The following is an 18,881-nucleotide window of genomic DNA, read 5'->3' on the forward strand; positions in this document are numbered from 1 at the left end:
TTCGCCGCCGGAGACCTTGCATGCCATGGGGCAGAAAGAAGAACTTACCCGACTTACGAGCAGGGATTGGTACTGCGAACCCTATCGCATCGCCCTGCCGGCCTGTTGCGTCATTTTTGGGACTGCCCGGGATCCAGCACTCGACCATGAGCGAACGTTGCGGCGTGCGCGCGAACCGCTCATCTCAAGCGTCAATCGGATCGTAAATCAATAGAAGCCGGTTTGCCCTGCCGGTGCCGCGCCCAGACCGAATCTAGGTTATCGCCTTCCTCGCCACCCCTTCGTCACAAAGTACGCCAGTCAATGACGGCTTACGCCGCGGCCGATCCAACATGGACCTTCAGTGTATATAGAAAAGGCCGCCCCGGCGTCCAGAGGAGTCGCGATGCTTAGCTCGATGATTTTTTCGAATGATCGAAAACGGCATCGCTTATGGATCGTTCGTCGTTCATGCGCCGTTCATTTTTCCCGTGAAAGTAGCGAGCAGGAGTTCGTCCTCGGACTAAAAATGTCTAGCCGATCGTCTCGGCGTAATGGCAAGCGACGAGCTGATCGTCCAGCGTTCGAAGCTCCGGCCGCTCGGTTTTGCAGCGGTCGGTCGCATAGGGGCAACGGGTATGGAAAGCGCATCCGGCCGGCGGGTTCAACGGGGAAGGGAGTTCGCCCTTCAACATGACGCGCTGGGCGCGGAGCTTTGGATCGACAAAGGGGGTAGAGGCAAGCAATGCCTTCGTATAGGGATGCCGCGGGCGGCCAAAAATGCGAGCTTTCGGACCCTGTTCGACCGTGCGGCCGAGATACATGACCATAACGTCGTCCGCGATGTGCCGCACGACGGATAGGCCATGGGATATGAAGAGATAGGCGAGTTGGAATTCCTCCTGCAAATCCATCAGAAGGTTGAGCACCTGCGCCTGGATCGAGACGTCGAGGGCCGAAACGGGCTCGTCCGCGACGATGATCCTCGGCCGCAGCATGAGGGCGCGGGCAATCGCGATGCGTTGACGCTGGCCACCTGAAAACATATGCGGATACCGTTCGTAGTGTTCCGGGCGCAGGCCGACACGGGCCATCATCGCGCGGGCCGACCGCATCCGTTCGGCGGCGGCGATGTCGGTGTTGATGACGAGCGGTTCCTCGAGGATGCTTCCGACCGTTCGGCGCGGATTGAGCGAACCGTAAGGATCCTGAAACACGATTTGCACGTTGCGTCGCAAGCTGCGAATGGTCGGAGGCCCCGCACCCGCGACCTCTTGCCCGACGAGCTTGAGGCTGCCAGCCGTTGGCGGCTCGATCATCGTGACCATGCGTGCAAGTGTCGATTTGCCGCACCCCGATTCACCCACCACGGCGAGTGTCTTGCCGGGTTGGAGGCGGAAGGCAACGCCGTCGACGGCCCGAAGCTGAGCCTGCGGGGCGAACATGCCGCGGCGGACGTTATAGACTTTAGTGAGCGCACTCGCCTCGATGACGGGTTCCCGGGGTCCTTCCCTCGCGGCGGTGCTTGGAATTGCGCTCATTGGCGCGCCTCTTCATGCGCTGCCATGCCGATCGGATAATGGCAACGCACCCGCGTACCGTTCTGCGATCGAAGCGCCGGCTGCTCGGCCCGGCAGCGATCGTCGGCGAAGCGGCAGCGCGGATTGAACAGGCACCCGTTTGGACGGTCGCTCAAGCCGGGAACGACGCCCGCGATGGTCGGCAGACGCCGCTCGCCGTGACTTCGCTCGGGAAGTGCGTCGAGGAGGGCCGAGGTGTAAGGGTGATGCGGTGCCGCAAAGAGCGAATCGGCCTTCTGCTCTTCCACGATTTGGCCGGCATACATGACGACGACACGACGCGCGGTCTCCGCGACGACGCCCATGTCGTGGGTAATGAGAATGAGCGCCATGCCGCGTTCGCGCTGAAGCTTGAGAAGAAGATCGAGGATCTGGGCCTGGATGGTCACGTCGAGTGCGGTCGTCGGCTCGTCCGCGATCAGCAGTCGAGGATTGCAGGCGATCGCCATGGCAATCATTACGCGCTGATTCATCCCGCCCGAAAGCTGATGCGGAAATGCGTCGAGCCGCGTGGCGGCCGCCGGAATGCCGACCTGTTCGAGGAGTTCGATGGTGCGCGCGCGACGCGACTTGCGCGAACCACCCTCGTGAATCCGGAGCGTCTCCATGATCTGATAGCCCACCGTGAAGCACGGGTTGAGGCTGGTCATCGGCTCCTGGAAAATCATGGCGATGTCCTTGCCGGCGATCTTGCGCCGCTCGGCCGCACTCATGGCGAGCACATCGCGGCCGTCAAAGCGCAGCTTGTCGGCCCGGACGACGCCGGGAAATCCGATGAGGCCCATGAGGGCGAGCATGGAAACGCTTTTGCCCGAGCCCGATTCCCCGACGATGCCGAGCACTTCGCCTTGGTCGGTCGAGAAGCTGACTTGATCGACCGCGCGCAAAGCGCCCGAATGCGTGCCGAACGTGACCGAGAGATTTTCGATTTCGAGAAGCGCCATGGGCGGGCTCACCTTTCAGCGCTTCAGCCGGGGGTCGAGGGCGTCGCGCAGCCCATCCCCCATGAGGTTGAAGGCCAACACCGTGATCAAGATCGCAAGGCCGGGAAGCGTGACCACCCACCAGGCGCGCAAAACGAATTCCCGCGCATCGGCAAGCATCGTACCCCACTCGGGGGTGGGCGCCTGCGCGCCGAGGCCGAGAAAGCCGAGGGCTGCCGCATCCAGGATGCCCGTCGAGAAACTCAAGCTCGCCTGGACGATGAGGGGTGCAAGACAGTTCGGCAAGATCGTCAGGAACATGAGCCGCGCCGTCGAAGCGCCGTTCACACGCGACGCCGTCACATAATCCTTGGCAAGCTCGCCGATCACGGCCGCCCGTGTCACACGGACGAAATAAGGCAGATACACGATCCCAACGGAAATCACCGCATTGATGATGCCGGGGCCGAGGATCGCCACGATGACGATCGCGAGCAGCAGGCCGGGCATGGTCAACACAATGTCCATGAAGCGCATGATCATGATTTCGGTCGCGCCTCGGAAGAATCCGGCGATAAGGCCAACGACCACGCCGCTGACCAGCGATATCGTGACGACGACACTACCGATAAGCAGCGAGTAACGCGTTCCATGGATGAGCCGCGAGAGCATGTCCCGGCCGATCGCGTCGGTGCCGAGGAGATAAGTGGCCGATCCGCCATCCTCCCAAAACGGGGGCCGCAGGAAGGCATCGTCATGGATCGCGGTGGGCGAGTGAGGCGAAATCGCGTCCGCAAATATCGCCAACAAGATGATAATGCCGATTATAATCAGCCCGGCGACAGCACCGGCATTGGCGCGGAAATACCGCCACGTCTCCAGAATGGGTCCGGGCGGGGCGGGAGCGGTTGGCGCAAGGCGTTCGGTGTCGGTCGTCATTTCAGTTCACCGGGTATGCCGGATGCGCGGATTGATGAAGCCATAGAGCACGTCGACGGTCAGGTTTACGAACATCACGACCGTGCCGATCAGCATGACCCCCCCTTGGAGTACGGGGTAGTCGCGGCGATTGATCGCCTCGACGAGCCATTTTCCCACGCCGGGCCAGGAGAAAATCGTCTCGGTCAGGATGGCTCCCGCGAAAAGCGAGCCGATATAAAGTCCGATCACCGTGATCACGGGAATCAGTGCATTCCGCAAGGCGTGGATGCATATCACCAAGACGGGCGCCAATCCCTTGGCGCGGGCGGTGCGTATATAGTCCTCGCCGAGCACCTCGAGCATCGAGGAGCGCGTCATGCGCGCGATCACTGCAAGCGGAATAGTGCCGAGGACGATCATCGGCAAGATCAGGTGGCTAAGTGCCGACCTAAAAGCACCCTCGTCGTCCGAAAACAAGCTGTCGATCAAAAGGAACCCGGTCACGGGTTCGACATCGTACTCAGCGCCGATGCGACCCGAGACGGGCGTCCACTCGAGCGTGTTCGAGAAAAAGATGATGAGCAGCAGGCCCCACCAGAAGATCGGCATCGAATAGCCGGTCAGGGAAACTCCCATGACGCCGTGATCGAAGATCGAGTTGCGCCGTACGGCGGCAATGATGCCGGCGGGCAATCCAAGGAGAATAGCGAACAGCATCGCCGAGACCGAAAGCTCGATCGTGGCCGGAAAAAGCTCCTTGAATTCTTCGACCACCGGCGCGTGCGTGATGAGGGATAGCCCGAGATCGCCCGACAGCACGTGCTCGATATAGACCAAGTACTGGACATAAAGCGGACGGTCGAGCCCGTAGTCATGGAGGAGTTCGGCATGCCGCGCGGGCGGAAGGCCGCGCTCTCCCGACATCGCTTCGATCGGATCGCCCGGCACCGAATGGACCAGCAAAAACGCAAGCAGCGTTATTCCGATGAAGGTCGGAATTATCAGTGTTAGCCGGGTGAAAATGAAGCGGAGCATCAGCTTCTTGCGGCCGGCCGGCGGAGCAGCACGAGGTCGCTCCGCCGGTTCGGGTCCTGCGTCACAGGATCATGACAGCTACTTGAGGCTCACCTCAGAGAAGTCGTGGTAGCCGAGCGGGCTCAACTTGAAGCCCTCGACATTCTTCGTCGTGGCGGCGGTCTGCACGCCGTGCGCGATGGTGTACCACGGTGCTTCCTCTTTGAAGATCACTTGAGCTTGTTTATAAAGCTCCGTGCGCTTCTTGATATCGGACGTTTGCTGCGCCTGGACGACGAGATCGTCGAAGGGCTTGTAGCACCAGCGGGCGGCGTTGCCTCCGCCGACGGGTGCTGCAGCGCAACCGAGAAGGGTATAGAGGAAGTTATCCGGATCGCCATTGTCGCCGGTCCATCCGAATTGCGCCATCATGGCTTCGCCCGCCTGGAGCCTCTTGCGGTACTCGCCCCATTCGTAAGTGACGAGCTTGGCCGTGACGCCCACTTTGGCGAGATCGGCCTGCATCAACTCGGCGATGCGCTTGGCGTTCGGATTGTAGGGGCGCTGAACAGGCATATACCATAGATCCGACTCGAAGCCGTTCGGATAGCCTGCGTCGGCGAGCATCTTTTTCGCCTGGGCCGGATCGTAGGGATAGTCTTTGACCGCGTCGTTGTAGGACCACATGGAGGGCGGAATCGGGTTCTTCGCCGGTATGCCGGTGCCGAGATAAACGGCGTCGATTATCGCCTTCTTGTTGATCGCCATGTTCAGGGCTTGGCGCACGCGTTTGTCGTCAAAGGGTTTCTTCGTCGTGTTGAAGGCAAGATAGGCGATGTTGAGGCCGGCTTGCTCGTAGACCGTCAGCTTCGGGTCGCTCTTCATCGCGGGAATATCGGCCGGTGCGGGATATGGCATCACGTTGCACTCGCCCGACTTGAGTTTGGCGAAGCGCACTGATGCGTCCGGCGTGATCGCGAAAACGAGCCCGTCGATCTTCGGTTTGCCGCGCCAAAAAGTCGGGTTCGCCTTGTAGCGAATCTGCGCGTCCTTTTGGTAGCTCTCAAGCGCGAAGGGGCCCGTGCCGACCGGCTCCTGGTCGACCGTCTCGGGCTTGCCAGCCTTCATCATGGCGTCGGCGTATTCCTTGGAGCTGATCGAGGCGAAGTCCATCGCCATGTTCGCAAGGAACGGCGCATTTGGCACGTTCAGCACGATCCGGACCGTGTTGGCGTCGACCTTCTCGATCGACTTCACGATCTTCGGCATGTCCATGTCGTTGTAGTACGTATGGTTGTCGCTCGTCACCTTGAAGTAGGGATTGTCCTTGTTCGATTGACGATCGAAGCTGAAGATCACGTCATCGGCGTCGAAGTCGCGAGTCGGCTTGAAGTTCTTCGTGGTCTGCCATTTCACGCCCTTGCGCAAATGGAACGTGTAGGTGAGGCCGTCCGGCGAGACGTCCCAGCTCTGCGCGAGCCCGGGCTCGGTCTCGGTTGTTCCCATCTTGAACTCGACGAGCCGGTTGTAGATTTGACGCGCCGAAGCATCGAACGACGTGCCCGTCGTATTGATGGCGGGATAGAAGTTTTCCGGACTACCTTCGGAGCAATACACCAAGGTCTTGGCCTGCCCACCCGTGGCGAATGTTACGGCAGCCGCAAGACCGAGGCCCGCCGCCAACAGATGTCGTTTCATTTGTGAACCTCCCTGAGAACAGCACCCCCACTCTCGCGCCCAGTGATCGCGGCATTCGAGTAGCGGCAGTCGCACAAATGTGCGCGTCCGAACTGCACCTGTCAACCGGACTACGAACCCCGTTTAAGGCGCAATCCGGGGGCGAGCGGCCTTGAAACTGGACGCGGCCCCGCTCTTCTCCACTGTCGCCGACCGCTATTCTCGTTTTCAGCCCGTCCACGATCGACTATCCTCGCCCGTCATGCCGACGGCACTTGGATCCGGCCCCGCTCCCGCACCCCTTGATCTCCATCGCGAGACTGTTTTGCCCGAATGGGTCGACTATAACGGCCACATGAACTTGGCCTACTATTTGTTGGCGTTCGACCACGCTGCCGATCGTGTGTTCGAGTTTCTCGATCTCGGTTCGCCCTACATCAAACGCACGAATTGCTCGATTTTTGCACTCGAGACCCATCTGACCTACGAGCGCGAGCTGAAGGCGGGCGAGCCAATTCGCTGTACGAGCCAGCTCGTCGATTTCGACGCCAAGCGCGTTCAGCTCTTCCACAACATGTATCACGCAACCGAAGGCTATCTCGCGGCGACCAACGAAATCCTTAGCATTCACGTCGATCTCGGCACGCGCCGCTCGCGTCCCTTTTCGCCCGAGACGGCTGACACGCTCGCGCGGCTGATGGCGGAACATAGAAAACTGCCGAGGCCGCCGCAAGTTGGGCGCGCCATTCGCATCAAGCGTAGTGCGTGACTGGAACCTGATCGGATGTCGCGCAAGGAACGACGCCATAAAATGAGGCAGGAGGCGAAAAAGCATCGCCTTGCTGCGCCCTCGCCTTCTGCGGCAATGACGGAGGCCGAAGCCGCCATCTCCGTAATTCAAGAACTACAGCAGCAGGCGATGACCGCCTATCGGACGGGCCGGTTACGAGTCGCTCTCGAGGCGTGTCGCGCCATCCTGGTACGACAGCCCAACCGGGCCGACGTCCTGAGCTTCGCCGGCATGATCGCCACACAGCTCGGCCAACTCGAGGATGCGGTCGAGTATTATAGCGATGCCGTCGCCATCAAGCCCGATTTCGCCGATGCGCATTATAATCTCGCGATCGCACTCCAGCGCCTCGGTCGCCTTCCGGATGCCGTCGCCGCATATCGCCGAGCGCTCTCGGAGAAGCCGACGTTTGGGGCGGCACGCCATAATCTCGGAAGCGTGTTGCGCGATCTCGGCGACCTCGACGGCGCCATCGAATGCTTTGGCAATGCGCTTTCCCTGGGGGGAGGGGCCGAAAGCGCATTCAGCCTCGGCTCTGCGCTGCAAGCCGCCGCTCGGCCCGGAGAGGCGGTCGATGCCTTTCGTCGCGCCGTAACGCTCAAGCCGGATTGGCCGTCAGCACACAGCCATCTTATCCACGCGCTGATGAAGCATGGCGATCTTCGTGCGGCGGTCGACGAATGCGAGTCGTGGCTTGCCGTGGATCGGGCAAGTGTGGAGGCGCAAGCGCTCAAGGCCATCTTGCTCAATGAAAGCGGAGATGAGAAAGCCGCGCGCTTCATCCTCGACTTCGACCGTTTCGTTCGCGTCGTCGATTTCGAAGCACCACCCGCCTATGCGAGCCTCGCCGATTTCAACGCCGCCCTTGTGCGCGCCGTCGAATCCCATCCCACCCTCAAGGTGCCGCCGACGGACCATCCGACTTACCATCACCCGGCATTGCAGATCACCGAGGAGCTGCTTGGAGAACCGAGCGGGCCGATGGCCGATTTCGAGCGGATGGTGTACCACGCAATCGCGGGCTATCTGGCGGCCGTGCCGCGCGAGCCGCCTCACCCGTTCCTTGTGAATTTTCCGAGGCAATGGCGATTGACCGCCTGGGCTACGCGGCTTGCAGGCGAGGGCAACCTTGTTCCGCATATTCATCACGACGGCTATCTCGGGGGTGTCTACTACCCGCTCTTGCCCAAGGTCGTCTCGGAGACAGGGCGGGGCGAAGCCGGCTGGTTCGAGCTCGGGCGTCCCCCCGCCATCCTCCACACCGAAGCGCCACCTATCGTCCGGCGCATCCAGCCGAAAGAAGGGCGTATGCTGCTCTTCCCAGGCTATTTCTTCCACAACACGGTGCCGTTCACCTCGACCGAGCGGCGCATTTCCATCGCCTGGGATTTGATCGCGCAACCGTAGCGTTGGGGCTTGCCCCGCGCGCCGTCGTATCCCGCCTGGATGCTCTCCTCGGGCCTGGCCGTCACGTCGAACGGTGTGGGTTCCACCGCACTTTCAGCCCTGGAAAGATGCTATATAAGGGGGAGCGATGGCCGATCCCCAGAACAATCCGTTCGACGACCCATTTGCGCTTCCCGAGGTCGAGTTGCCCGCGCGCAAAACCGCACCCGTGCCGCGTCCGATGGCCTATCTCGACGGCCTCAACGAGGCGCAACGCGCCGCAGTACTCGCAACGGAGGGTCCCGTGCTCGTCCTCGCGGGTGCCGGCACGGGCAAGACGCGCGTGCTTACCACGCGGCTTGCCCACATCCTCAATCAGGGCTTGGCCCGGCCGTGGGAGGTGATGGCGGTCACCTTCACGAACAAGGCCGCTCGCGAGATGAAGGCGCGCATCGAGCGGCTTTTGGGCATGCCGGTCGACAGGCTTTGGCTCGGCACGTTTCACGCACTCGGTGCGCGGATATTGCGCCGTCACGCCGAGATGATTGGCCTCAAGCCCAACTTTACGATCCTCGACACCGACGACCAGCTCCGTCTCGTCAAGCAGCTCCTCGAAGCCCAGTCGGTCGACGATAAACGCTGGCCCGCGCGCGCGGTGCTCGCGGTCTTTCAGCGTTGGAAGGATCGCGGCCTCACCCCCGATCGCGTACCCGCCGGCGACAGCGGGGAAATCGCGGGTGGACGCGTGGTCGAGCTTTACGCGCAATATCAGGAACGCCTGCGCACGCTCAACGCCTGCGACTTCGGTGACCTCCTGCTTCACGGCCTCACGCTCCTCACGACAAGTGCGGAGGTCCTCGCGGACTACCAGGAACGGCTCAAATACCTCCTTGTCGACGAATACCAGGACACGAACGTCGCGCAGTACCTCTGGTTGCGGCTCCTCGCGCAGAAACACAAGAACATTTGCTGCGTGGGCGACGACGACCAAAGCGTCTATAGCTGGCGCGGCGCAGAGGTCGGGAACATCCTGCGCTTCGAGAAGGATTTTCCGGGCGCGTGCATTATCCGCCTCGAACAGAACTACCGCTCGACCGGGCATATCCTCGCCGCCGCTTCAGGCCTCATCGCGCACAATGAAAGCCGCCTCGGCAAGACGCTATGGACCGAAGGCGAGGAGGGAACGCCGATCTCCGTCCGAGGGCTTTGGGACGGCGACGAGGAGGCGCGCGTCGTCGCCGACGAGGTCGAAGCGCTTCAGCGAAACAAGATCAGCCTCGGCGAAATCGCAATCCTGGTTCGCGCGGGCTTTCAGACCCGCGAGTTCGAGGAGCGCTTCATCGCAATCGGCGTGCCCTACCGGGTGATCGGCGGCTTGCGCTTCTACGAGCGTCAGGAAATCCGCGATGGGATCGCCTATCTGCGCGTGATCGCCCAGCCCGACGACGACCTTGCCTTTGAGCGCATCGTCAATACGCCGCGTCGAGGGATCGGCAATTCGACGATGCAAGCCGTCCATCGTCTCGCGCGGCGCCAAGGCATTCCGATCGCGGCCGCTGCCCACCGCCTCTGCGAGACCGACGAGATCAAGCCCAAGGCGCGAGGGGCGCTCAAGGCACTGCTCGACGATTTCGATCGCTGGCGCGCACTCTCCCACGCGGCCAGCCACGTGGAGCTTGCGGAAACCGTCCTCGACGAATCCGGCTATACGGCAATGTGGCAGGTTGACAAATCGGCCGAGGCGCCCGGCCGGCTCGAAAACCTGAAGGAACTCGTGCGCGCACTTCAGGAGTTCGAGAATTTGGAAGGTTTCCTCGAGCATGTGAGCCTCGTCATGGAGAATGAGGGGGCGACGACCGGCGAGCAGGTCAGCCTGATGACGCTCCACGCCGCGAAGGGGCTCGAGTTCGACGCCGTATTCCTGCCCGGCTGGGAGGAGGGTCTTTTCCCCCATCAGCGAGCCCTCGATGAGGGCGGTTTGGCGGCGCTCGAGGAAGAGCGCCGGCTCGCCTATGTCGGGCTCACGCGCGCGCGCCACCGCGCCTTTATCTCCTTTGCGGCCAACCGGCGCATCCACAACCAATGGCAAAATGCGATCCCGTCGCGGTTTATCGATGAGCTGCCGCGCGACCGCGTCGAGGTATCGACCGAACCAGGCCTCTACGGCGGTTACGATGAAATCGAACGCCGGTCCCAGGAGACGCATAGCAGCTTCGGTTATGCCGGCCGCACTGGGTCGCCCTTCGGCGGCCGCACGAACCCAGCGCCGCCTCAGCGCGCGCGCCTCATCGAGGGCGAGGTGCAGCGTCTCGACTCGGGGAGATCGCCGCCGAGCTTCGGCACCGGCCAGCGTGTTTTTCACCAGAAATTCGGTAATGGCAGCGTCGTCGCCGTCGACGGCGACAAGCTCAAGATCGTCTTCGATCATGCGGGCGAGAAGATGGTGATTGCGAGCTTCGTGGAGCCGGTTGGCGCGTGACCCCCTCCACCTGGGTGATCGCCTTCGAGGTGCCGAAGGCCGCCGGTGCGGTCTTCGCCGACGCGGTCGGTGAGCTCGCCGCAAGCCATAGTTGCTTCGAGACCGCGGACAGGTGTGGCTGGCGCTTCGAAGCCCTCGTGGGTGCGGAGCCCGAGCGGGCCGCCATTTCCGTGAAACTCGCCCTTGTGGCGGCCGCCGTCGGTGTAGCGCCGCCGGTTGTCGAGATCACGCACCTCCCGCGGCGGGATTGGCTCGCCGAGAACCGCAAGCAATTTCCGCCAACCGCGATCGGTCGGTTTTTCGTCCACGGCTCCTATTTCGATGGATGTGCGCCCGCCGGCAGTGTTGCGATTGCACTCGACGCCGGGCTCGCCTTCGGTAGCGGCACGCACGAATCGACGCGCGGATGCCTGATGGCGCTCGACCGGCTTGCGCGCCGCCGCCGCTTCGCTCGCCCTTTCGATCTCGGCACTGGCTCCGGCATTCTCGCAATCGCGATGGCGAAGCTCTGGCGCGCTCCTGTCGTTGCGGCGGACATCGACCCGGTGGCGGTTGCGGTGGCACGCGCGAACGCTGCGCGCAACGCCGTTCCAAATCTCGTGCACGGGATCCGGAGCGACGGGGTGCGCGCACCGGTGCTCAGGCGCCGCCGGCCCTACGATCTGATCGTCGCGAACATCCTGGCCCGGCCGCTCGAGCGGTTGGCCCCGCAAGTCGCACCATTGCTCGTCCGCCCAGGCCGATTGATCTTATCGGGATTGCTTACGGAACAGATTCCGGGTGTGGTTGCCGCTTTTCGCGCTCAAGGCTTGGCGCTTGAGCGTCGTTATCGTCTCGGCGAATGGGCGACCCTGGTCTTGAGGAAGCGTTAGAATCTCATCTTCATGTCGACGCCCACATTGGTGCCGTCGCTGGTCACGCGGCCATCTGGGCCGATTCGCGGCCCACTTCCCTTGAGCGGTTGCGAGACGTTCGCGTCCACCGTCACGTCGCCGAGATCGACGCTCGCACCGAGGCCGGGAGCGGGGTTGAACTCCTGATCGCGCGGTGGGGACACGCGGATATCATTCGGGTTGGTGGTTCCATTGCCATCGAGCCGAAGGGTCGGCGTCACGGTGGTCTTCGGACCTGCGGGGAACTCAAGGCGGAGGTCGGCGTTCTTGCCTTGCCCCGTCGCGTCGCCGGGAAGCTTATCGGCACGCGGGGCTTGGCCTTCGGCCGTCGTACCGTCCGGTGTGTCTGGACTTGCAAACGGCGAAAGCACCGAAGGAAGCTCGATTGTTCGGGCAGTCGGGGAGGTGCCGGGCTTTGGAACCGGTATCGGCGGATCGACTGGAAAGGCGATCCCGGCGCGCACCGCACCCGCCATCGAGCATCCAATGATCCCCGCGAGGCATATCCTGCGGAGCCATCTTGCGCGCCAGATTATCCCCTTGCCCACGTTGGCCGATATGGTCATTCAACGACCTGATACAAGGGGTTTTTCAGCTGTAGGAACTTTTTAGCGAGCGGTGTCCGACAAGTAACCCCGGGCTTCTCCGCTTGTCATGCCCGGAGCGCTGAAAGACCTGGTTTCCCCGGCCCAGCCGGGGCATGACGAATGAAGAAGTCTTGGGCAATCCGGTTTAGATTCTAGTGCATCGGCAGCGATTCAGCACCCTGCGCAAAATACCTCAAAACCGTCATGCAAGGGCGGGCTCAGGCTACCTTGACCGCCTCGTTCTCGTTCACCGCCCGGTGGGGCAGGATCGTCCCCGCAATGACCCCCGGAATTTCGCCGCGGCAAATCCCGATGTCGGCAAGCATGTGATTGTCGAGACCTTCAAGTTCGGCAAGTGCAATCTGACGCGCGCGCCAATCGGCGACCGCCCGTAACATCGCCTGGGCAACCCTTCGGGCAAACCCGTTGCCCGCAACAGAGGACTTCTTGGCAACTGCACGCATTTCTTCAATCCTTCTCGTCAAACATTCCTAACTTCCGTTTGCTCTCAAGGGCACATCGCAACGTGATCGATGGTATGTGCCTGGCGCGAGAGCACCCTTCTAGATAAGTATCTTAACTTCTTATCCACAGATTTTATTGTGCAACGCAGCATTGCCAAATACGCATAGTTCGCGGTCACTTTTTGCGAAAAATGATTGGCTCAATGATTGTCTGACGTCGTGCGGGCCGCTCGGTCCTCGACGGCTATGGGAGGCTTGCCTACCCTCATTGGGGGGCCTAGCTTGCCCTCATTGGAAACGCATGAGCTTGTGAGGGCATCGGTGCAAGATTGTCGAGCAGCCTATCAGGGCGACGAGGCGATGCAGAAGCTTCTGGCGAAGCATGGCTCAACACTAGACCTTGCCGCCCTGCGGGGCCTCATCGACGGCGTGATCGCAGCACCACAAGCGGAGGACCGGGCGGCCTGGGTGCAGCTCGTGACACCCACGGCGAGTGAGGCGCTGACGGCACAGCTGCTGGCACTTGAGGCCATGATGCGCCAGGAACGCTCGGCGCGCGATGCGAAGCCTTTGTCCTATGCCAAACGTATGGAAACGCTGCGTGCCGAACTCCGGCGTCGCGGCCTCGCGGGCTTCATCGTGCCGCGAGGGGACGAGCATCAGGGCGAATATGTCCCCCCTTGCGCGGAACGCCTTGCGTGGTTGACCGGCTTCACAGGCTCGGCGGGCCTGGCCGTGGTGCTCGCGGAAAAGGCCGCCATTTTCGTCGACGGCCGCTATACGCTTCAGGTCCGTGCCCAGGCCGACGGTGCGCTCTATGAGTTTCACCATCTGACCGAAAGCCCGGCAAGCGCCTGGTGCGCCGAGAACCTGCCGCGCGGGGCGACCCTCGGCTACGACCCATGGCTCCATACGCCGCTGGAGCGGGAGCGTTTCGCCGCGGCCGCCGCGAAGGCGGGTGGGCGCGTCGAACCATGCGAGAGCAATCCCATCGATGCCGTTTGGATCGGTCGTCCGGCCGCGCCGATCGCACCGGTCGTACCCCATGCATTGCGCTATGCCGGCAAAGCCTCGGCCGAAAAGCGCGCCGAACTTGCGGCGGCGCTGAAGGCGAGCGGGGTCGATTCGACAGTTTTGACGGCCCCGGACTCGATCGCTTGGCTTCTCAACATCCGCGGCGCCGACGTACCCTGCACGCCGCTACCGCTTTCCTTCGCGATCGCTCATGCCGATGCGACGGTGGAAATCTTCTGCGATCCCCGCAAGCTCGCCCCTGGCCTTGCCGAGCATCTCGGCAACGCCGTCAAAACGAGCCCGCGCGAGGCGTTCGCGGTGGAGCTCGATCGACTTGGCTCGAGTAAGTTGCGCGTGCAGGTCGACCCGGCGAGCGCAGCCGCCTTCATCTTCGATCGGCTGGAACAGGCCGGTGCGATGGTCGTTCGCGGGCCCGATCCCTGTGCCTTGCCCAAGTCGTGCAAGAACGCGACGGAGCTTGACGGGACGCGTGCAGCGCATCGGCGCGACGGGGCGGCCCTTACGCGGTTTCTCGCCTGGATAAAGCGCCAGGCGGCGAAGGGTGGGATCACGGAAATCGAGGCGGCAGAGCGGCTGCACGCGATCAGGCGGACGGGCGAGTTTTTCCGCGGCCTTTCATTCTCGACGATCGCAGGTGCCGGGCCGAACGGCGCCATCGTGCATTACCGCGTCACCGAGGCGACCAGCCGTCCGATCGAGCCCGGCCAGCTCTTCCTCGTCGATTCCGGCGCTCAATACCTCGATGGCACGACCGATGTCACCCGCACGTTGGCCATCGGCGAACCGAGTGTCGAAATGCGCGATCGCTTCACCCGCGTGCTCAAAGGGCACATAGCACTCGCGCGCACCCGATTTCCCGAAGGTACAACGGGATCCCAGCTCGACACGGTCGCGCGCACCGCACTCTGGCAGGCTGGCCTCGACTTCGACCACGGCACCGGACACGGCGTCGGAAGCTTCTTGGGCGTGCACGAAGGCCCGCAGCGCATTTCGAAAGTCGCGAACACCGTCGCACTCAAGCCCGGCATGATCGTCTCGAACGAACCCGGCTATTACAAGACAGACGCCTACGGCATCAGGATCGAGAACCTGGTCGTCGTGGCGCCTGCGGACGGCGTTGCCGGGGCCGAGCGCAAGATGCTCGGCTTCGAGACGATCACGCTCGCACCGATCGATCTCGACCTCGTCGAGCTTGGCCTGCTTAGCGCGGATGAGGTGGGATGGCTCGACGATTATCATATCCGCGTGCGGGACACGCTGACCCCGCTGGTCGACGAGGCGACGGCCGGCTGGCTCGCGGAAGCGACGCGCCCGCTCAGCACTTGACTTGCTGCCCGTCAGCCGCCGATCAGCCTGAGCCAATCTTCTTCCGACAGGATCTCGACACCGAGTTCGCGCGCCTTCGCCGCCTTCGAGCCGGCATCAGCGCCCATGACGACGTAGTCGGTTTTCTTTGAAACCGAGCCGGCGACCGTGGCGCCGAGGGCCTCGGCACGGGCCTTTGCTTCGTTGCGCGTCATCCGTTCGAGTGTTCCCGTGAAGACGACGGTCTTCCCCGCGATTGGCGAGCTCGTCGTGCGCGGGACCTTGAACTCCTCCGCCGACACTTCGCGCGACAGCCGGTCGAGCACTTCGAGATTATGCCGCTCGGCGAAAAAATTCAGGATGTCCTCGGCGACCGAAGGGCCGATGCCCTCGATGTTGGTGAGGTCTTGATAGGCCTCGCTGGCATGGTCCTCGGCCACAATCATGGCCTGACGCCACGCCGGCAGCGTCCGATAGGTGCGAGCGAGGAGCTTCGCGGTCGCCTCGCCAACCTGAGGGATACCCAGGGCGTAGATGAAGCGGTCGAGCCCGATCCGCCGGCGCTGCTCGACCGCTTGCAAGAGGTTCTCGACCGACTGCTTGCCCCAACCCTCGCGCGCCATAAGGTCGTCACGGCGTTCGCGGAGCCTGAAGATGTCGACCGGGCTTTTGAGGAGGCCGTCGGCGTAAAAGGCCTCGATATGCTTGCGCCCGAGCCCGTCGATATCGAAGGCGTCGCGCGATACGAAATGGCGCAATCGTTCGACCGCCTGGGCGGGGCAAATCAAACCACCCGTGCAGCGCCGCGCCACTTCCCCTTCCTCGCGCACAGCCAAGCTGCCGCATTTGGGGCATTCGTCCGGGAAGACATAGGGAGTGGCGCTTTTGGGTCGTTTTGCTTCGACGATTGCCACGATTTGGGGAATGACGTCGCCGGCGCGCTGCACGATCACCGTGTCGCCGATGCGGACGTCCTTCCGCGCGATCTCGTCTTCGTTGTGGAGGGTCGCGCGGGAAACGACGACGCCGCCGACCGTGACGGGCTCCAACTCGGCGACCGGTGTCAAGGTGCCCGTCCGCCCGACCTGGATTGTGATGTCGTTGAGGACGGTGGTCGCCTGCTCGGCAGGAAACTTGTGCGCAAGCGCCCAGCGCGGCGCGCGGCTGACCATGCCAAGCCGCTCCTGGAAATCGAAGCGGTTCACCTTATAGACGACCCCGTCGATGTCGTAGTCGAGTTCGGCTCTCTCCTCGCCGATCTCGCGGTAGAGCGTCAGGGCGTCGTCGACGGTCGGGCAGAGGCGCGCAATCGGGTTCGTGGAGAAGCCGAGCTTTCGGAGGGCCTTCAGGAAATCCCACTGAGTCGAGGCGATCGACTCGCTCAGCTCGCCGTCGGCGTAGAAGAACGCCGAAAGGCGTCGCGACGCGGTGATCTTCGGATCGAGTTGGCGAAGCGAGCCGGCGGCCGCGTTGCGCGGATTGGCGAAGGGCGGCTTGCCTTCCTTCTCCTGGTGTTGATTGAGCTTAAGGAAATCCGCCTTCGTCATGTAGACCTCGCCGCGCACCTCGAGCACGGCCGGCACGTGGGTGCTGTGGAGGCGCTCGGGAACGCCCTTGACGGTGCGGAGATTGGCGCTGATGTCCTCTCCGACGATGCCGTCGCCCCGCGTGGCCGCCTGGACAAAATGCCCCCGCTCGTAGCGCGCCGAGACGGAGAGCCCGTCGATCTTGGGCTCGCCGACGAGTTCCAGGGGATCGTCGGCACCGAGGCCGAGGAAGCGGCGCACCCGCGCCATGAATTCATTCGTTTCCTCCTCGGAAAACGCGTTGTTCAGCGACAGCATCGGCCTTGCATGGGTGACCTTGGCAAAGCCCGTGGCCGGTGCAGCGCCGATCCGTCGCGACGGGCTGTCGGACCGCACGAGGTCGGGAAAGCGCGCCTCGATCGCCTCGTTACGACGGCGAAGCGCGTCGTAGTCGGCGTCCGATATTTTCGGCGCGTCCTCCTGATAATAGAGCCGGTCGTGAAGTGCTATTTCCTGCGCAAGGCGACCAAGTTCCTTTTCCGCCTGGGCGCGGCTGAGCTTGTCGACCGGATTATCGTGCCGCCCTTTGCTCATCGCTCGCTCCATTGGCCCGGGCTGCCCTTCACGCCGCACTGCCGGCGATAAGGCTGTCGGCCGCTGCACGCGCTTCGTCGGTCACCGATTGGCCTGAAAGCATACGTGCAATCTCCTCGCGTCGGGCGACACTCGGCAGCTCCTCGACCACGGTCAGCGACGCGCGCGCCGAACCCCTCCCGGTCTCGGTTTTGCTCACGCGCAAGTGATGGCGACCGCGTGCGGCGACCTGCGGTGAGTGCGTGACGACGAGAACCTGCAGCTCCTGCCCCAGTCGTGCAAGCCGTTCCCCGACCGCTGCCGCGACCGCACCGCCGATACCGCTGTCGACCTCGTCGAAGACGAGGGTGGGTGTTGCGCCCACGCGCGACAGGACCACCTTGAGCGCAAGCATAAATCGGGCAAGCTCGCCGCCGGATGCGATCTTGGCGATGGGACCGAGCGACGTGCCCGGATTGGTCGCGACCTCGAACGTGACGCGCTCTACACCATCGGCACTCCATTCGCTTTCCTCGAGAGCGTCGAGCCGAGTCCGGAATTTGGCCTTTTCCAGCTTGAGCGGCGGCAATTCTGCGGCGATCGCCGCATCGAGCCTTACTGCTGCTTGGGCGCGGGCATGAGAGAGTGCGCGTGCCGCCGTCATAAAGGCGGTCCTTGCTTCCGCGACGGCTCGCTCATGGTGCTGCCTTGCATCGCCCCGCTCCTCGATCGCAGCAAGGCGCGACGCGAGCGTTGACCTCAGCGCCGAAAGGGCCTCCACCGGCACTTGAAATTTGCGTGCCGCATCGCGCAGCCCATGAAGCCTTTCGTCGACCGTCTCGAGCCGGCCGGGCTCGAACTCGACGGTGGTTCCAAAGGCCTGCAGTTCCGCTATCCCTTCGCCGAGTTCAAGGATCGCGCGGTCGATCGCGGCGAGGGCCGGATCGAGGCGCCCGAAGGCTTTTTCCGCACCGCGCTCAAGCTGGCGCCGAGCGCTGCGGAGCTGTGCTTCCACACCTTCCCGCGCACCGGATGCGTCCCCCGTGAGCGCGGCGAGGGCCGCATTCAGGCATTCGACGACCTGCTCGCGGTGCATGAGAAGCTGGCGTTCCTCAGCAAGCCGAACATCCTCGCCATCCTTGGCATCGAGCTGGCCGAGCTCGGCCACGGCATGGCGCAAATAATCCTCGTCGCGCCGTGCGTTCGCGAGTTCTGCTTCGAACGCCGTCTTGGCCTTCTCGGCGCGCCGCCAATCCCGGTAGGCAGCGCCCACGCGAGCGTCGACCGTCGGATCGCCGCCGAAAGCATCGAGTGCCGCACGATGGGTCGTCTCGTCGAGGAGGCCATGCTGATCGAGCTGCGCCTGGATTTCGACGAGTTGGGCGCCGAGCTCGCGCAGCAAGCCAGCACTCACGGATTGGTCGTTCACGAAGGCCCGGCTACGACCGTCCGCGCTGAGCGTGCGCCGCAGGACGAGTTGCTCGTCCCGTGCGAGTCCCTGCTCGTCGAGAGCCCGCCAGGCGGGGTGATCTTGGAGCAGCTCGAACACGGCCGTGACGCTCGCCTGCCGAGCACCCTCGCGGATAAGCGAAAATTCCGCGCGCATGCCAAGCGCCAATCCGAGGGCGTCGAGGAGGATCGATTTCCCCGCTCCGGTTTCCCCCGTCAAGACCGAAAGCCCGGCTCGGAATGTCAAATCCAGCCGCTCGATCAGCACCACATCCCGGATCGAAAGGCCGACGAGCATAC

Annotated in this window: 15 protein-coding genes; 6 read left to right on the forward strand and 9 right to left on the reverse strand. The window is 63.1% G+C overall.

The annotated features are described in order from the left end of the window. The first annotated feature begins 25 nt into the window (after positions 1–25). Entirely contained in the window at positions 26–214 is a 189-nt protein-coding gene (locus VEJ16_03595; GenBank protein HYB08735.1) for a hypothetical protein, read from the forward strand. A gap of 298 nt (positions 215–512) precedes the next feature. Here the strand turns inward: VEJ16_03595 and VEJ16_03600 are convergent, their stop codons facing one another. The 5 genes from VEJ16_03600 to VEJ16_03620 form a co-directional block, all read right to left on the reverse strand. Next, positions 513–1,520 carry a peptide ABC transporter ATP-binding protein gene (locus VEJ16_03600; protein HYB08736.1) on the reverse strand — a complete coding sequence of 336 codons (1,008 nt, stop codon included), beginning with the start codon at positions 1,518–1,520 and terminating at the stop codon, positions 513–515. Beyond that, entirely contained in the window at positions 1,517–2,503 is a 987-nt protein-coding gene (locus VEJ16_03605) for an oligopeptide/dipeptide ABC transporter ATP-binding protein (protein ID HYB08737.1), read from the reverse strand. Before VEJ16_03605 ends, VEJ16_03600 begins: the two co-directional genes overlap by 4 nt. A gap of 15 nt (positions 2,504–2,518) precedes the next feature. Then, positions 2,519–3,421 (reverse strand): ABC transporter permease subunit, encoded by a 903-nt coding sequence (locus VEJ16_03610; GenBank protein ID HYB08738.1) that lies wholly within the window; start codon positions 3,419–3,421, stop codon positions 2,519–2,521. 6 nt (positions 3,422–3,427) lie between these two features. Next, positions 3,428–4,438, reverse strand: coding sequence for an ABC transporter permease subunit (locus VEJ16_03615; protein HYB08739.1), 1,011 nt, complete (start codon positions 4,436–4,438; stop codon positions 3,428–3,430). Between the two features lie 78 nt (positions 4,439–4,516). After that, complete coding sequence (locus VEJ16_03620) at positions 4,517–6,115, reverse strand: ABC transporter substrate-binding protein (protein HYB08740.1); 1,599 nt, start codon at positions 6,113–6,115, stop codon at positions 4,517–4,519. 151 nt (positions 6,116–6,266) lie between these two features. Between VEJ16_03620 and VEJ16_03625 the strand changes: the two genes are divergently transcribed. From VEJ16_03625 to VEJ16_03640, 4 genes are all read left to right on the forward strand, one after another. Then, a complete protein-coding gene (locus VEJ16_03625; GenBank protein ID HYB08741.1) occupies positions 6,267–6,863 on the forward strand; it encodes a thioesterase family protein in 597 nt (198 codons plus the stop codon). Positions 6,864–6,905: 42 nt separating this feature from the next. After that, positions 6,906–8,291 carry a tetratricopeptide repeat protein gene (locus tag VEJ16_03630; protein HYB08742.1) on the forward strand — a complete coding sequence of 462 codons (1,386 nt, stop codon included), beginning with the start codon at positions 6,906–6,908 and terminating at the stop codon, positions 8,289–8,291. Positions 8,292–8,511: 220 nt separating this feature from the next. Then, complete coding sequence (locus tag VEJ16_03635; protein ID HYB08743.1) at positions 8,512–10,749, forward strand: UvrD-helicase domain-containing protein; 2,238 nt, start codon at positions 8,512–8,514, stop codon at positions 10,747–10,749. After that, positions 10,746–11,621: a 50S ribosomal protein L11 methyltransferase gene (locus VEJ16_03640; GenBank protein HYB08744.1), complete on the forward strand. Its 876-nt coding sequence runs from the start codon at positions 10,746–10,748 to the stop codon at positions 11,619–11,621. Before VEJ16_03635 ends, VEJ16_03640 begins: the two co-directional genes overlap by 4 nt. On the opposite strand, the gene VEJ16_03645 is transcribed toward VEJ16_03640, so the two are convergent. Continuing rightward, positions 11,618–12,118: a hypothetical protein gene (locus VEJ16_03645; protein ID HYB08745.1), complete on the reverse strand. Its 501-nt coding sequence runs from the start codon at positions 12,116–12,118 to the stop codon at positions 11,618–11,620. The two genes, VEJ16_03640 and VEJ16_03645, sit on opposite strands and share 4 nt — an antisense overlap. A gap of 329 nt (positions 12,119–12,447) precedes the next feature. Next, positions 12,448–12,693 carry a DUF1127 domain-containing protein gene (locus tag VEJ16_03650; GenBank protein ID HYB08746.1) on the reverse strand — a complete coding sequence of 82 codons (246 nt, stop codon included), beginning with the start codon at positions 12,691–12,693 and terminating at the stop codon, positions 12,448–12,450. 360 nt (positions 12,694–13,053) lie between these two features. Here VEJ16_03650 and VEJ16_03655 point away from each other — a divergent pair, with 360 nt between their 5' ends. Then, entirely contained in the window at positions 13,054–15,054 is a 2,001-nt protein-coding gene (locus VEJ16_03655; protein ID HYB08747.1) for an aminopeptidase P family protein, read from the forward strand. Between the two features lie 11 nt (positions 15,055–15,065). Here VEJ16_03655 and ligA read toward each other — a convergent pair whose 3' ends face one another. Both ligA and recN read right to left on the reverse strand, forming a co-directional pair. Continuing rightward, the gene (gene ligA, locus VEJ16_03660; GenBank protein ID HYB08748.1) at positions 15,066–17,153 is read right to left on the reverse strand and encodes an NAD-dependent DNA ligase LigA; all 2,088 of its coding nucleotides are present in this window, start codon (positions 17,151–17,153) and stop codon (positions 15,066–15,068) included. A 28-nt stretch (positions 17,154–17,181) separates the two neighbouring features. Further along, positions 17,182–18,879, reverse strand: a complete 1,698-nt coding sequence (gene recN / locus VEJ16_03665) for a DNA repair protein RecN (GenBank protein HYB08749.1) — start codon at positions 18,877–18,879, stop codon at positions 17,182–17,184. Between the last annotated feature and the right edge of the window lie 2 nt (positions 18,880–18,881).

The sequence above is a fragment of the Alphaproteobacteria bacterium genome, from assembly GCA_035625915.1.
GTDB lineage: Bacteria > Pseudomonadota > Alphaproteobacteria > JACZXZ01 > JACZXZ01 > DATDHA01.

Excerpts from the sequence above, each read along its gene's own strand:
- VEJ16_03595 (HYB08735.1), top strand. The coding sequence starts at position 26 with ATGGGGCAGAAAGAAGAACTTACCCGACTTACGAGCAGGGATTGGTAC.
- VEJ16_03600 (HYB08736.1), bottom strand. The coding sequence starts at position 1,520 with ATGAGCGCAATTCCAAGCACCGCCGCGAGGGAAGGACCCCGGGAACCC.
- VEJ16_03605 (HYB08737.1), bottom strand. The coding sequence starts at position 2,503 with ATGGCGCTTCTCGAAATCGAAAATCTCTCGGTCACGTTCGGCACGCAT.
- VEJ16_03610 (HYB08738.1), bottom strand. The coding sequence starts at position 3,421 with ATGACGACCGACACCGAACGCCTTGCGCCAACCGCTCCCGCCCCGCCC.
- VEJ16_03615 (HYB08739.1), bottom strand. The coding sequence starts at position 4,438 with ATGCTCCGCTTCATTTTCACCCGGCTAACACTGATAATTCCGACCTTC.
- VEJ16_03620 (HYB08740.1), bottom strand. The coding sequence starts at position 6,115 with ATGAAACGACATCTGTTGGCGGCGGGCCTCGGTCTTGCGGCTGCCGTA.
- VEJ16_03630 (HYB08742.1), top strand. The coding sequence starts at position 6,906 with ATGAGGCAGGAGGCGAAAAAGCATCGCCTTGCTGCGCCCTCGCCTTCT.
- VEJ16_03635 (HYB08743.1), top strand. The coding sequence starts at position 8,512 with ATGGCCTATCTCGACGGCCTCAACGAGGCGCAACGCGCCGCAGTACTC.
- VEJ16_03645 (HYB08745.1), bottom strand. The coding sequence starts at position 12,118 with ATGGCGGGTGCGGTGCGCGCCGGGATCGCCTTTCCAGTCGATCCGCCG.
- VEJ16_03650 (HYB08746.1), bottom strand. The coding sequence starts at position 12,693 with ATGCGTGCAGTTGCCAAGAAGTCCTCTGTTGCGGGCAACGGGTTTGCC.
- VEJ16_03655 (HYB08747.1), top strand. The coding sequence starts at position 13,054 with ATGCAGAAGCTTCTGGCGAAGCATGGCTCAACACTAGACCTTGCCGCC.
- ligA (HYB08748.1), bottom strand. The coding sequence starts at position 17,153 with ATGAGCAAAGGGCGGCACGATAATCCGGTCGACAAGCTCAGCCGCGCC.
- recN (HYB08749.1), bottom strand. The coding sequence starts at position 18,879 with ATGCTCGTCGGCCTTTCGATCCGGGATGTGGTGCTGATCGAGCGGCTG.